Source organism: [Lactobacillus] rogosae (genome assembly GCA_900112995.1).
GTDB lineage: Bacteria > Bacillota > Clostridia > Lachnospirales > Lachnospiraceae > Lachnospira > Lachnospira rogosae.
The window spans coordinates 24,723-38,637 of the sequence record FONU01000004.1 but is presented as its reverse complement, the minus strand read 5'-3'; the positions used below and the strand labels follow the sequence as shown (position 1 = coordinate 38,637).

General features: G+C 35.5%; 13 protein-coding genes. 8 read left to right on the top strand and 5 right to left on the bottom strand.

Going from position 1 to position 13,915, the window contains the following annotated elements; all coding sequences use genetic code 11:
- The first annotated feature begins 55 nt into the window (after positions 1 to 55).
- Complete coding sequence (locus BM157_RS01030) at positions 56 to 1,033, top strand: hypothetical protein (protein ID WP_055175688.1); 978 nt, start codon at positions 56 to 58, stop codon at positions 1,031 to 1,033.
- A gap of 152 nt (positions 1,034 to 1,185) precedes the next feature.
- On the opposite strand, the gene BM157_RS01025 is transcribed toward BM157_RS01030, so the two are convergent.
- From BM157_RS01025 to BM157_RS01010, 4 genes are all read right to left on the bottom strand, one after another.
- Positions 1,186 to 1,932, bottom strand: a complete 747-nt coding sequence (locus tag BM157_RS01025) for a DUF4097 family beta strand repeat-containing protein (RefSeq protein ID WP_055306391.1) — start codon at positions 1,930 to 1,932, stop codon at positions 1,186 to 1,188.
- 27 nt (positions 1,933 to 1,959) lie between these two features.
- Positions 1,960 to 2,931, bottom strand: coding sequence for a permease prefix domain 1-containing protein (locus tag BM157_RS01020; protein WP_090139583.1), 972 nt, complete (start codon positions 2,929 to 2,931; stop codon positions 1,960 to 1,962).
- A gap of 3 nt (positions 2,932 to 2,934) precedes the next feature.
- Positions 2,935 to 3,273, bottom strand: coding sequence for a PadR family transcriptional regulator (locus BM157_RS01015; protein WP_022502986.1), 339 nt, complete (start codon positions 3,271 to 3,273; stop codon positions 2,935 to 2,937).
- Positions 3,274 to 3,510: 237 nt separating this feature from the next.
- The gene (locus BM157_RS01010; protein WP_022502985.1) at positions 3,511 to 3,918 is read right to left on the bottom strand and encodes a MerR family transcriptional regulator; all 408 of its coding nucleotides are present in this window, start codon (positions 3,916 to 3,918) and stop codon (positions 3,511 to 3,513) included.
- Between the two features lie 291 nt (positions 3,919 to 4,209).
- On the opposite strand from BM157_RS01010, the gene BM157_RS01005 reads away from it, so the two are divergent.
- From BM157_RS01005 to BM157_RS00985, 5 genes are all read left to right on the top strand, one after another.
- A complete protein-coding gene (locus BM157_RS01005; protein ID WP_090139581.1) occupies positions 4,210 to 4,980 on the top strand; it encodes an NAD-dependent protein deacylase in 771 nt (256 codons plus the stop codon).
- 107 nt (positions 4,981 to 5,087) lie between these two features.
- Entirely contained in the window at positions 5,088 to 5,516 is a 429-nt protein-coding gene (locus BM157_RS01000; RefSeq protein ID WP_055175674.1) for an SseB family protein, read from the top strand.
- A 45-nt stretch (positions 5,517 to 5,561) separates the two neighbouring features.
- Positions 5,562 to 6,146: a GNAT family N-acetyltransferase gene (locus BM157_RS00995; RefSeq protein WP_082421601.1), complete on the top strand. Its 585-nt coding sequence runs from the start codon at positions 5,562 to 5,564 to the stop codon at positions 6,144 to 6,146.
- A gap of 27 nt (positions 6,147 to 6,173) precedes the next feature.
- Entirely contained in the window at positions 6,174 to 6,410 is a 237-nt protein-coding gene (locus tag BM157_RS00990) for a hypothetical protein (RefSeq protein ID WP_055175670.1), read from the top strand.
- An 11-nt stretch (positions 6,411 to 6,421) separates the two neighbouring features.
- Positions 6,422 to 7,423 carry an asparaginase gene (locus tag BM157_RS00985; RefSeq protein ID WP_055306394.1) on the top strand — a complete coding sequence of 334 codons (1,002 nt, stop codon included), beginning with the start codon at positions 6,422 to 6,424 and terminating at the stop codon, positions 7,421 to 7,423.
- A gap of 143 nt (positions 7,424 to 7,566) precedes the next feature.
- Here BM157_RS00985 and BM157_RS00980 read toward each other — a convergent pair whose 3' ends face one another.
- Entirely contained in the window at positions 7,567 to 9,048 is a 1,482-nt protein-coding gene (locus BM157_RS00980) for a methyl-accepting chemotaxis protein (protein ID WP_055175666.1), read from the bottom strand.
- A gap of 306 nt (positions 9,049 to 9,354) precedes the next feature.
- Between BM157_RS00980 and BM157_RS00975 the strand changes: the two genes are divergently transcribed.
- Positions 9,355 to 10,974 (top strand): glycoside hydrolase family 43 protein, encoded by a 1,620-nt coding sequence (locus BM157_RS00975; RefSeq protein ID WP_055306395.1) that lies wholly within the window; start codon positions 9,355 to 9,357, stop codon positions 10,972 to 10,974.
- A 144-nt stretch (positions 10,975 to 11,118) separates the two neighbouring features.
- Positions 11,119 to 13,905, top strand: coding sequence for a glycosyl hydrolase family 95 catalytic domain-containing protein (locus BM157_RS00970; RefSeq protein WP_318255715.1), 2,787 nt, complete (start codon positions 11,119 to 11,121; stop codon positions 13,903 to 13,905).
- The last annotated feature ends 10 nt before the right edge of the window (positions 13,906 to 13,915 follow it).

The window sequence follows — 13,915 nt, the reverse complement described above, 5'->3', positions numbered from 1 at the left end:
CAAAAGTACAATGGAAAGATAAATATATTTCTTTCATTAGAGAAAGGGGTTATGTATGGCTTTGAGTATTAATATTAATGTCAATAATTCAGATATTAGCATTAAGAACAGTAAGACTGGTGCTAAGAAGAATATTAAGTCTATATCAGCAGGTAATCTTAACGATATGACGGATAGGGAATTTAATATCAGCCAGAAAAGAAAGGTTGCCAGAAAGCAGGCCATGAAGCTTATTTCAGATGCATGGGATAAGGATAATAAAGCAGCACAGGGTATTAAGGATATGGAGTCAGAGAAAGCAGATATTGCTAATATTAATGCTGATTTAAAGTCAAAGCTGAAAGATATAGATAAAAGTCAGAAGGATTTGCAGGAATTATATGGCGTACATTCAGAGTCACAGGAGCAGAAGGATCTTGAATTATTAAAGAAATATCAGGATAACAGAAATGGTGTATCTAATGACAAGTTTAGCAAAGAAGAAATTGACAGATTAAAAGAATTGCAGAATGAGCCATTAACAGAATATCAGAAGAAAGCCCTTATGATTAACAGTTCTAAAGATGCCATAAGGTCTCAGATAGACCAGAATGATCTTAAAGCAATGAATAAGACTATGTCTATCAATAATGCCAAGTTAGAGCAGCTTAAATCTCAGGATATGTTAAAAGCAGGAGATGCGGCAGACAGTATTATTGAAGCTGCTGATAAAGATATATTTGGTATGCTTGTTAATGAAGGTAAGCAGAATATAGATGATAATATGAAGGAACAGCAGGAAGAAGCTAAGAAAGCAGAAGAAGAGAAGGAAAAGAAGCAAGAGCAGATTGATGAAGCCAAGAAGAAACGTCAGGAAGAGAAAGAGCTTCTTGAAAATGAACAACAGGCAGACAAGCTTGAGCTTGATAATTCAATTAATAGTCAGGCTGTAGACCATTTATCAGAAGCACAGCAGCAGGTTGAGCAGCTTATGAAGAATAATAATATGGTTAATGAAGATATTAAAGGAATTGAGATTGACCTTAATTTCTAATTGACATTTTGTAGTAAATTCGTCTGGCAATTTGTTAGGCAATAATTATTGAAGTTAATAAAAAGCTGTCGTAGAAGACATATTTTTACAGTATATAGAGTTCAATAGCTTCTATATATTGTATAAAATGTTTCATACGGCAGCTTTTATTACTAATTATTAATTGATATATTTCCCATATTTACAGTGGCTTTTAGCAGAGTAGAGGAACTAAGATTATTAGTGTATGTGTTGGAGCATTTATTATTATATAATGTGATGTTACCCATATCTACACTAAGGTCGTAACCACAATCTTTATTCTCAGGCATACGGATGGTTAAATTACCCATATCTACATTAATAATTGCTGACTTATATGTGCAGTTATCAAATTTGCAGTTACCCATATTAATCTCTGCGTTAATCTTTTCAATATTGCTGTTAGAAGCTTTAAAGTTACCCATATTTAATGAAGCTGTTAAATAACCAATATCTATAGAGTCGATTTTAACATTTCCTACATTAGAAGATAAATGCAGGTCGCTTATAGACGCATTTTCGGGTATTCCTATTGTTATTGTACAATCTGCATTTTTAATATTACCAAGGAAATGTTCTGTAGATTGTGTCACATTAAGAGTACTGCCGTTAACAACAGCAGTAGCTTTAAAACGCTCTCCGCCCTCATATTTGAAGCTGTAAGTATCGTCTTTTACAATATTGATATGAGCTACAGTGCCATCGATTGTAATATTAGAAAATGCTTTTAATTCTTCGTAGAAATCGCAATTGTTTCCAGAAGAGGAAGCGGTTAATCGGTTGAATGGTGCGGCATTAAATATATTTCCTAATATACCAGCTATTATACATAAAGCGGTTATTATATATATGATAATAAGATAAATTCTTTTATTCATAGTGTTCTCCTATCTTAGACCCTCATATTATTTTCTTAAAACATTTTTTAATAAAGCATAGATTACCCCGGCAATAGGCCATATAACCCAGGTTATGTGCCAGTAGAATGTTAAAAAGCTGATAGAAAGGTAAATACAGCTTACTGTTGACCAGTATACGGACATAATAGCGGTGGCTGTAGGATTAATATATTCAACAGACTTATTAGCTGGTTTGGCATAATTGCCAGCTATTGTGTCAGGGTTGTTAAGTGATAGAAGCACTTTATAGGCTTTTGAAGCATTTGCTTGATATACAATTAAGAACACACCAATGCCGACAAAACATAATACTCCGGCACCACCAAGGTCGTCAAGAATTTCAAAGTTAAGTGCATCAATTATTATTGGAGGTATAACGCTCATGACACATAATGCAACACCAATGCTTAGACACAGCGAATGAATTGTACGCATATGGTCACATTCATTCTGAATATATGAGGCAGACTGGTAGTCAACGCGGCATTGTTTGTATTTGATATCATCAAACTGCTTAAGCATAATACCTGATAATACGAAAAATCCGACTGCAATTGCAATTACTGCCAACATAACAGCGACCATAATGTTTTCAATAAAGGTAAATCCAATCATATCCCCAATAATAGGAAATATAGGGCTTATAATACATAAAAATACGCCGATTGCAATGAGAATACTTTTCACATTGTAAGCTCTTATGTATTTCTTGATTTCTTCTATCGAAAGACATCTTCTGTTATCAGAAGGTGTATTGTACTGTTGTCTGTTAAGTCCGAGTGTTTCGGAAAGTTCATCAAGATTGCCGAATTCAGATATAACAGTTCCAACAGCTTCATTCTCACTTAAACCTTCTGATATCAGCTCATTGTATTTGTCTTCCATCATTCCCCATAGTTCCTGCTTGGCACGAAGAACTTCAGGAGTGTTCGGCATATTGGCGAACATAGTTTCAAGATAACTTTTGATTGTTTCCATAAGTTAATTCTCCTTCTTAATAAATTGTTCAACGACTTCTTTGGTAAGTGCCCATTCTTCACAGCGGGCTTTGTAATACTCTCTTCCGGCATCAGTTATGCTGTAGTAAGTTCTTTTCTTTCCACCATTGTCACCTACACCAGGGAATGAAGTTATATATCCATTCTTTTCCATTCGTGTAAATGCAGAGTAGAGAGTTGTTTCTTTCATAATATACTTTTCATTGGATAGAGCTTTAATCTGCTTAGATATTTCATATCCATATGATGGTTTGTCTAATAGAAGATAGAGTATCATAGTGTCGTTGTAACCTCTGATAATGTCACTACTTATACCAGCCATAAAACCTCCAAAAAAAATACTACGACTGGCATACTACGTTAGTCGTAGTATGTCTGTCGTAGTATTATATATCATAATATATTATATACTGTCAATACATTTGGTATGAAATGTTATATTGGTTGGAATATAATGCTTTAGCTGCCGTAAATAAAAAGAGGGTTCTGTAGTCAGAAACCCTCTTTTGTCGTGTAATATGCCGAATATTGATTAAATTATATGCTGTATAAGCTTATATCAGCTATGTTTGATATTTATATCTTCAGGACAGTCATCCCAGCTTAATACACCAGTTTTTACGGCATTTTCATATCTTGAAATTTTATATTTCAGACGTTTCATAGTTGCTTCAATCTGTGCATGCTGTTCTTTAAGGGCATCAAGCTGTTCCTGTAAAAGCTGTCTTCTTGCTTCAAATGTTTCATCGCCTTCCTGATAGAGTTTCACATATTCAATAAGTGCTTCAATAGGAACTCCAGCATTACGCATACAGATGGCATTTTCAACCCAGCCAAGGTCATTTTCTGTGTAATTTCTTATGCCGCCGGAAGTGCGGGCAACAGTTGGTATAAGACCAACACGTTCGTAGTATCGTAGTGTATCTTGTGAAATATTATATTTCTGGCTTACTTCTTTGATTGTCATAATATCCTCCATTCCTGTCCGGTTATTGAGCTGATTATTATATTGTTATATTAACACTTAGAGTCAGCTTAAAGTCAAGTGTATTGTGAATGAATTAAAAAAATCAAGTGGATAAGCACAGGAAATGTGGTATACTGTCATATAAAAGACTGTCCTATAAGCTAGATTAGCTAAGCGTTCTTATACGTACACTGCGGAATGAATGATTATAATAACAGATAAGTGCAGACAAAATCCGTTAGTGCAGGACAGAGTTGTGATACAGTAAGGTGTTTGGAAAAGAGGTTTATTATGGGTTATGATAATGAATTTGATAATAAAATAAACAAGCTTACAGATTTTATTAATGAGTGTAATAGCATAGTGTTCTTTGGAGGTGCTGGGGTATCGACAGAGTCTGGAATACCAGATTTTCGTAGTAAGGACGGTTTATATAACCAGCACGATGTTGAATTTGATATGTATGAGCCAGAATATCTGCTCAGTGAAGAGTGTCTTCATCATAAGCCTAAGGTATTTTTTGAATTTTACAGACAGAAAATGGATGCAAGAAATGTAAAGCCTAATATAACGCATTATATGCTTGCCAGATTAGAGAAGCTTGGAAAGCTGGATAAGATTATTACACAGAATATTGATGGACTTCATCAGATGGCTGGAAGCACTAATGTGATTGAACTTCACGGTGCAACTACAAGAAATTATTGTGAAAAATGCGGTAAAAAGTATCCGGCAGATTATATATTTGAGAGCAGGGAAGCAATTCCAAGATGTGTTGAGTGTAACCATATGATACGACCAGATGTGACTTTGTATGGTGAACAGCTTCCAGCAGGTGCATATGAGAGTGCGGTGGAGGCTATAAGAAAGGCTGATATGTTAATAGTGGCAGGAACATCATTAAAGGTATATCCAGCGGCAGGACTTGTATGGGAATTTGCTGGAAAGCATCTTGTCGTAATGAATAAAGAGCCGTTGGATTTCAAGCTGGATATGAATAAAGACATAGAGTTTAATTGTGCGATGGGTGATGTGTTCAGGGCACTTGATAAGAATATATAAATAAACACACTTTACGGGGCTGCTTAATTAAAGTTGACTTGCTCACAATCAAATGTTATGTTGATATAGCATTTTAATAACGAATGTAAACAGAATGGAGAAAGCACATGTCAGGGAATAAAGAGCAGATAGATGTTTCATTAATTGGTAATGACAAAATAGAAGAAGCAATTGTTAACATACAGAAAGAACCGACAGAGGAAAATCTTGTAAGAGCATTGTCTATAGTAAGGCACAGAATGAATGATAAAGGTCAGCTGATAATAGCAGTAGAGCCGCCATTGCCAGATGGTAAGCTTAATTTGAAGGTTATAAAGACAGAAGACGGACAGATGTGGTGGATAGCTTACACAAGCTTTGATGAAGAATTAAAAGGTGCAGATAACATTAAATCGACGTTTTTAACAGATATAGATAAGCTGTTGAATTCAGCTTTGCAGGTTGATGAGATTAGCGGCATTATAATTAACCCTTGGAATAAGACGCTTATGATTGATAAAGAACTTATAAAGATTATAATAGGAAAAGAACAATAAAATGTTATATAAGTTTATAAGTATGAAAAAGAGGCGTAAGATAATATGCAGGAATTAAATAAAGCGATAGATGATATACGGTCAAAAGGTGAATTGTCAAATGGGATAACAACACGCTATGCTGTGCCTGAAGATGCAAAAAGACTTCTTGAGATATATGCACCATATGTAGAGAATACAGCAATAACATTTGAATATGATGTACCAACATTGGAAGAATTTATTGAAAGAATCAGACATACACTTGAAAAGTATCCATATATTGTAGCGTTGAATAATGGCACAATCGTTGGTTATGCGTATGCTGGAATGTTCCACGAAAGAGAAGCATACAGCAGATGTGTAGAAACATCTATATATGTTGATAATAATATGAAGCATATGGGCATTGGTGGAATACTTCATAAGACATTAGAAGATGAGTTAAGGAAAGATGGCTTTCTTAATATGTACGCCTGTATAGCCTGCCCTAAGAAAGAAGATGAATACCTTAACAGAAACAGCATAGAGTTCCATAGTCATCAAGGATACAGGCTTGTAGGAGAATTCTATGACTGCGGATATAAATTTAAAAGATGGTACAATATGGTCTGGATGGAAAAGCTCATCGGGGAACATACTGATAAATAAAATATATGTGCAGGAAAGAGGAGTAGTATGAAAAGTACATTAATTAAGGATACAACTAAATCAGAGAGAATAGAGCTTGTTAAGCAGTGGGAGGAAAGTGAGGGCTGTGAGAGCAGTGGAATAGATCTTATGGAATTCTTCCGTGATTATATTGACGGAGTTAAGGAGATTTCAGAGGTCAATGCAGCATTTACAGCAAGATACATTTCTGAAATTCCTGATGATAATTCAGGCATAAGCTGCGGAATGGGCGGCAGGAGATAAGGGGAACTGGCGTGAAGAATATATTATTAATAGCTACTGGTGGAACAATAGCCTGTTCGTCCTCTGATGAAGGGCTTACACCATCAGCTAATGTCAACGAACTGCTTTCATATATACCGCATATTAAAGAAAAATGTAAGCTTTCAGGAATTTCAATAATGAATATCGATAGTACCAATATGAATCCTGAACTTATGATGAATATTGCAAAGACGATAAAAGAATACAAGGATGATTATGATGGATTTGTCGTGGCACACGGAACGGATACAATGAGTTATACCGCTGCTGCACTTGTATATATGCTGAATAACTTTTATAAGCCTGTTGTTATAACTGGATCACAACTGCCAATGGAAGCAGAATATACAGATGCGAAGAAGAATTTATCAGATGCGATAATATATGCGTGTGAGGGAAGGGCTGGTGTATATGTGGCATTTGATGGGTGCATAATTAATGGTGCACATGCAAGAAAGGTTAAGACACGCAGTTATGATGCATTTGAGAGTGTTAATTATCCAGTTGTTGCACATATTAAGCATAGCAGGATAACACATAATGAGGCTGTGCAGGGTGACTATAATAAGTCTGATAACAGCGGAATAGAGCCGGAGTTATGTTCAGATGTGATGCTTATTAAGCTGTTTCCGGGAATAGATAATAAGATATTTGAATTTATTAAGGGACACTATAAAGCTGTTGTTATTGAAAGCTTTGGGATTGGTGGAATTCCGAATATAGATAACAATATTGTAGAGGAAATTCACAAGCTTATAGAGGCTGGTGTTGCAGTTGTTGTGACAACACAGTGCAATTATGAGGGTGTTGATCTTGATATATATGAGGTGGGAAAGAAGCTGGCTAAAGAAAATGTTATTATAGCCGCTGATATGACGACAGAAGCGGTTGTTATGAAGCTTATGTGGGCATTGGCACATTTTGGTAAAAATGCAGTTACAGATATTAAGAAATATATTGAAACACCGGTATTCTGTGACAGAAGTTATTAACAGCAGGGAGCTTATGACAGCTTCAATCAATGAATGCAGACGGAATAATTAAAGAATATTATATAATATAAAATACCCTGTTATGTAAGGATTAACTCCAACAAGTTTATTCTTACATAACAGGGTATTTTGTAATATGTTGATTATTGATTATTGTGCTTAATAGTGTCTATAAGACTATGCATTCTTGTATTGATTGATTCAAGAATCTTCATATTGGCATCTTCTGTATTAGTGGTTTCAGCAGCGTGTGCAGAGAGCTGTTCAGATACAGCTGATATTGTCTGTATAGAGTCAACAATTACGCTGTTAGCCTGTTTGAGTTCATCAATACTTGATGAAAGTCTTGAAACATTATCACGGACAGTATATGTATTAGTCTGAATATTATCAAAGCTTTTGGCTGTATTCTCAGTAGAAGACTTTTCAGTATTAATTCCGTCTATCATAGTGTAGATAACTGATACAACATCTTCAATAGCTGATGACATATTATGTATAAGCTTTGTTATATTCTCAGTTGCATCACCTGTCTGTGTTGCCATTTTGGAAATCTCAGAAGCAACAACGGAGAAACCTTTTCCAGCTTCACCAGCTCTTGCGGCTTCAATACTTGCATTTAATGCTAAGAGTTCTGTCTGGGAAGCAATCTCCTCAATCATAACAATAATAGAATGCATCTGTGAAATATGGTTGTTAAGGTAAGTAAGCTTATCAGCAACCATTTCTCCGTTCTTAACAGATATATCAACTGTAGTAACAAGATGCTCAATATCTTTACTGCTCTGTGTAAGGATATCAAGGGTTTCTGCCATACTTGCAGAGATTTCATTAGCGGACATATCTACAAGTTCAACTTTTTTCTGAATTGCATCTGTCTGTGTAAGCTGGTTCTGTACGGCATTGGCTGTATCAGTTGCACCGTTGGATACGTCAGACATAGTTGACTGTGTGATCTTTGAAGATTCCTGTAACTTTTCTAAATCAGCATATACTTCAGAAATACCATTCTGCATTGTAGCAGACATTTCTGATATCTGACTAAGAAGCTCATCACTCTGCTCTTTTGATTTAGAAATGTTATTAATCTTCTGGTCTGCATTAGCTTTAGTTGCAAGAGCAAGCATACAGGCATATATACCAGTTATTAATACAATTATGAGCTGTATAACGGCGGCATCAGTTCCAAGATAGCCCATTCTGCCAGTTCTTGCACCGATAATAATAGTGATAATATTTTCAATAACTACGCCAAAATTGACAAGAAACATAAGACGGAATTCGTTATATAATGAAACAATAAATACCATAGGAAGTGCAAAGGCATACATAGTAATACTTGTTGTTGTAAATATGTTGCAGGTATAGAAAACAGCATATCCTATAGCTACTAAGTGCTTGATTGCATTAGTTTCGTGGTTCTTGTTCCAGAAAATAAATTCAGCAATCACAGGTGCCATTCCGATAGCAAAGATAATAATTGCGTAGGCGAATGATGTTATACCAACTGCTGTCTGCATAAAAACAAGAAGGCTGATAACAAGCACTTCTATTAAGTGTGCTAGCATAGCTACACGATTGTTTCGTTCCATTTCGGGAACTTCTCTTTTGATTTTGATAGGCATAAGTACCTCCTGATGTATATTGTTATTTAAGTGCCTAGAATACTAACCCCCATTATAATATATATAATTTGATATTTCAATGATACATTTATGGTTCTTCCGACACAGATAGCTTTTATATAATAATTACATTTTTTGTCAGATTAATGCTGTCTTTATAATATTATATTGATTGTTTCGTTTTGAATATTTATAGGCATTATTTCTGTAAAATAATATGAAACAGCGATATTTCACCTTGAAATAATACAATAATAATTATAATATACATTTATAAAATAAGTTTATAAAAGTTGGAGGTGCCATATGTTATTTAAAAATCCAATTATTCCGGGATATAATCCTGATCCAAGCATATGCCGTGTAGGAAGTGATTATTATATTGTGAATTCCACATTTGAATTCTTCCCAGGAGTGCCTGTATATCATAGTAAGAATTTGGTTAACTGGGAGCTTACAGGATATTGTCTGGACAGGCGTTCACAGTTAGAACTTGAGGACTGTCGTAATTCGGGAGGAATATATGCACCAACGATACGATATCATAAAGGTATGTTTTATATGATAACAACAAATGTTACTGATAAAGGTAATTTTGTTGTTCATACAGAAGATATTAACAGCGAATGGTCTGAGCCAGCGTGGATTGACCAGGGGGGAATTGACCCGTCATTATTCTTTGATGATGATGACAAATGTTATTATTGTTCAACGGGAATAATTGACGGTGTACGTGGAATTGTTGCATTTGAGATAAATCCGCTTACAGGTGTGATATTATCTGAGAAGAAGCTTATAAGTGAAGGTTGTGGTGGACAGTGTCCGGAAGGCCCACATATTTATAAGAAGGATGGCTGGTATTATCTTATGATAGCAGAAGGTGGAACGGAATATGCACACCGTGAAACAATCCAACGTTCGCATAATGTATATGGTCCATATGAGGCTTGTCCGGATAATCCTGTTATATCTCATAAGGAATATAAGAAATCAGAGATTCAGGCGACAGGACATGCGGATTTATTAGAGGATGAGAATGGTAACTGGTGGCTTGTGTTTCTTGGAATAAGAAGATTCAGCCATGCTTTGCTTCATAATCTTGGGAGAGAAACATTTCTTGCACCAGTAAAGTGGGAAAATGGCTGGCCGGTTGTTGGTTATAATGGCAATGGAACAATTGAGCTTGTAATGGATGCACCACTGCCTGGACTTGATTGTGAAGAGAGTTCTGCCAATATCCGTATTGATAAGCAGTCCGGACAGCCAATTCTGTACGAAGACCACAGTGTGGATATAGATTTTACAGATGAACTGCTTGATAAAAGGCTTCAATATACAAGAAATCCTGATATGTCAAAGTATATATATGATAATAAAAATGCTGTGCTTACACTTAAGGGAACAGATATAACACTTAACACGGCTGGCAAATCACCAACAATTGTGTCATTTAAACAGCCGGAATTCACGACAACTTTATATGCGTGTCTTGATATAGCAAGATGTAATGCAAAAAGATGTGGCGTTGCGGCATATTACAATAACGATTATCATTATGAGATATACATAGGCAATGATGATAATGGCAGGTATATAGGATTTTATAAACATATACACGATATGGGTGTTGAGCTTGAAAGAATTCCCATTAATAATGAAGATATGAATTCAAAGCTTTTGATAAAAATAGATACAGACAGGGAAAAGTATACATTTTCTTATGCAATAGCTGACACTGCTAATCTTGGTGCAAGGGTGGCATACAGGCAGATAGGTTCAGGACTTAATGCAGGACTTAGCACGGAGGGTACGCGGACAATGACATTTACGGGTACATTGTTCTCGTTATTTGCGGAAAATGGAGATGGTGTATTTAACATAGGGGTAAAGCTTTTAATCAATCCAGATGAGAATTATACATTATAATATAATTATATGAGCTGAGGTTTTGGAGGATTGAGTGAATTGTGTAGCAATGTATCAATCCAGATATAAGGGTGTGATAAAAGTATCTTTTGCTTCTGGGATAATTATGTCTGTAGATTAATGTATACAGAAATGAGGGTAATTATGGGAGATAATAACTGGTCATATTCAAAAATATATAAAGAAATTAAACCCTATGAGGAATATGGTATGTATGATGTTGCGTGGCACGATGGTATGTCAGCGGCAGATGGCCACATAGGTGTAATTACATCGTGTGCACCTTTAAATGACAGCTTTATATTCCAGAATGTTGAGTATATTATGCCGTCAGAAGAGCCAAGATATGTGCCTTTAGAGGTTGAAGGACAGCTGGATGAGGCAAGGCAGTCAGTTATTAATATGGACGATACCTGGGATATACACAACAGAAAACGTACCAATATGTATTGTCATCATCCAGGACACCAGCTCAGGGTGAAATTATGCAGGAGTGCTGATATAACAGATACTAACGCATTAATATCAGAAGCTGCAAAACACCCTCATATGACACGAAATGATGATATAAATATTACGGATTATGAACGATATACAGATTTTAACAGGTCTGAGATTGTTGTTAAATATAAGGCAGATGGAAGAACTATAACTAAAAGAACTTTTGCATCCTTGACTGATGATGTTGTTATTACAGAGATTACAGGAGCGAAGGATTTTATCGTTAATATTTCAGTTGATGATTTTGAGGCAATGCATAAGTTTGGTATGGATAAGAATAAACAGGCAACATCAGAGAGAGGAATGAAGTATTCGCGTTTTGTTAAAGATGATATAGTTGGTGTTGTGGCACATTATCCTTCATTTGAGGGAAGTGAGCTTGCAAATGGAGGGTTTGCAGGTGCAACCAGATTTATTACAGATGGTATAGTCAATATGATAGAATTGAATAAATCAGACAAGGCATATACCTGTATAGATAATATAGTACCAATTATTCAATTGAATAAATCGGACAAGATTATTCTTATAACATATCTTGATTGGACAGATAAGCTTGGCAGGCTTGAAGATTTCCAGTCAGAATGTGAGAGTGGCAGTATATTTGATACAGAGCTTATTAGAAAATGTTTTGCAAAGGTAAATGATAGTTTAGGCACAGCTGATAAAGCGTTTTTTAATAATAAAGAAATTTTCTATGATGCTGCAATCAAAGAACATAGTATTAAAAGTGCTGAAAGATATAACAGGGTATCATTATATTTATACGATAATACTGATTGTATATCTAATAAAAATGATAAAGAAAAGAAATATTATGATAATGTCTCTAAAGCTGATGACAATAGTAAATGCGCAATAGCTGATAATGAAGATAGGTACAATATATATAATATGGCAGCTAATGAGGAGCTTCTAGATAAGCAGAAAGAAGTTCCAGATATTCTTATTCCGCTTCTTGAAAGAATATATAATAATGCAAGATATGGGCTTATGTCAGGGGCTGGCTATACAGCACCAAGGCTTAATGGACCAGGTGTTGGAGAGTGGAATCTGATGTGGCGTAATGCGTATACCATGGATGCTAATGTTAATATTCAGGTATCGGGAATTAACAGTGGCAATATGTATGAAGCTGGCGTTGGGTATATATGGTTCGTATTAAGACAGCTTAAAGACTGGGAGATTAATGCTAAAAAGGTATATGGAATGAAAAATGCCCTGTTAGCACCTATCAATACTGACGGACAGAGGGCAATGATGGTTGAGTATGACATTAACTATCCGTTCCAGTATTGGAATACGGGTGCAAGCTGGATGATACTTCCTATAGCAGAATGGGTTGACTGCTATGGTGATGTGTCAATTACAACAACTGATCAAAAGATAATAAAGCAGTATAATCAGGCTGTCTTTAATGTAAAGAAGGATATTCTTATGCCGCTTCTTCAAAAAACTTATAATTTCTGGGAGCAGCTTTGCACACCTGAGTACTTCACAGATATTGAGGGCAATGCAAGATATGAAAAGGGTAAGACACATTTATTTACTGGTGAGAAGTATCTTATAATTCCGTCATTTTCACCAGAGAACAAGCCGCTTGGCTATAAGAGTGCAATAACAGCCAATGCTTCAATGGATATAGCTGCGGCAAAAGATATTATAGCTATGTATATTGATATGGAAAATGAACTTCAGAATGAAGGATACAAGGAAAGAATTAAGAAGGCTGAAAAGTTAAATAATGAGCTTCCGGATTATCAATATGATGAAAGTGGTGCAATAAGAGAGTGGGCTATGAAAGAGTATCAGGAAAATAATGCCCACAGGCATATAAGCCATCTTTATTGTGCGTGGCCGGCATATCAGACACAGCATAATAATAAACTTGCCAATGCCTGCCGGCAGGCAATATTAAACCGTAATAAGGAGAATTCTGGAAAAGATGACACGGCATCACACGGCTGGATTCATAAGGCACTTGTTGAGGCAAGGCTTAAGAATTCAGAGGAAGTGTATAATATATTAAATATGCTTGTGCATAGCGATATATTTTATTCAACATTATTTACCGATCATAATACGAACAGGGCTAAGGGTGTCGCCTGCACAGATACATTATATGGAATAACTGGAATTATTAATGAAATGCTAGTGTATTCGGATAAGAACACGGTAGAACTGCTTCCTGCATTAAGCAGTAATATACCAGCAGGAAATATAAGCGGACTTTTAACACGTGCTGGTGTGAGAGTTGATTATTTAAGCTGGGATGTTGATAAGAGAAATGTAAAAGCAGACTTAACTGCATTACGGGATACAAGCTTTAATGTTGTGCTTAATAATAAAGCGTATATTGGTGAGGAAAATGAAAGTAAATGCGTTGCAGTTCAGTTAAAAAAGGGTGAAATGTACTGCTTTATGGGTTGATAGTGAAAAT

What these genes read in the sequence shown, in the direction of transcription:
- BM157_RS00975 (WP_055306395.1), top strand. Translation starts at nt 9,355, where the DNA reads ATGTTATTTAAAAATCCAATTATTCCGGGATATAATCCTGATCCAAGC.
- BM157_RS01000 (WP_055175674.1), top strand. Translation starts at nt 5,088, where the DNA reads ATGTCAGGGAATAAAGAGCAGATAGATGTTTCATTAATTGGTAATGAC.
- BM157_RS00980 (WP_055175666.1), bottom strand. Translation starts at nt 9,048, where the DNA reads ATGCCTATCAAAATCAAAAGAGAAGTTCCCGAAATGGAACGAAACAAT.
- BM157_RS01010 (WP_022502985.1), bottom strand. Translation starts at nt 3,918, where the DNA reads ATGACAATCAAAGAAGTAAGCCAGAAATATAATATTTCACAAGATACA.
- BM157_RS00990 (WP_055175670.1), top strand. Translation starts at nt 6,174, where the DNA reads ATGAAAAGTACATTAATTAAGGATACAACTAAATCAGAGAGAATAGAG.
- BM157_RS01015 (WP_022502986.1), bottom strand. Translation starts at nt 3,273, where the DNA reads ATGGCTGGTATAAGTAGTGACATTATCAGAGGTTACAACGACACTATG.
- BM157_RS01025 (WP_055306391.1), bottom strand. Translation starts at nt 1,932, where the DNA reads ATGAATAAAAGAATTTATCTTATTATCATATATATAATAACCGCTTTA.
- BM157_RS01020 (WP_090139583.1), bottom strand. Translation starts at nt 2,931, where the DNA reads ATGGAAACAATCAAAAGTTATCTTGAAACTATGTTCGCCAATATGCCG.
- BM157_RS01005 (WP_090139581.1), top strand. Translation starts at nt 4,210, where the DNA reads ATGGGTTATGATAATGAATTTGATAATAAAATAAACAAGCTTACAGAT.
- BM157_RS00995 (WP_082421601.1), top strand. Translation starts at nt 5,562, where the DNA reads ATGCAGGAATTAAATAAAGCGATAGATGATATACGGTCAAAAGGTGAA.
- BM157_RS01030 (WP_055175688.1), top strand. Translation starts at nt 56, where the DNA reads ATGGCTTTGAGTATTAATATTAATGTCAATAATTCAGATATTAGCATT.
- BM157_RS00970 (WP_318255715.1), top strand. Translation starts at nt 11,119, where the DNA reads ATGGGAGATAATAACTGGTCATATTCAAAAATATATAAAGAAATTAAA.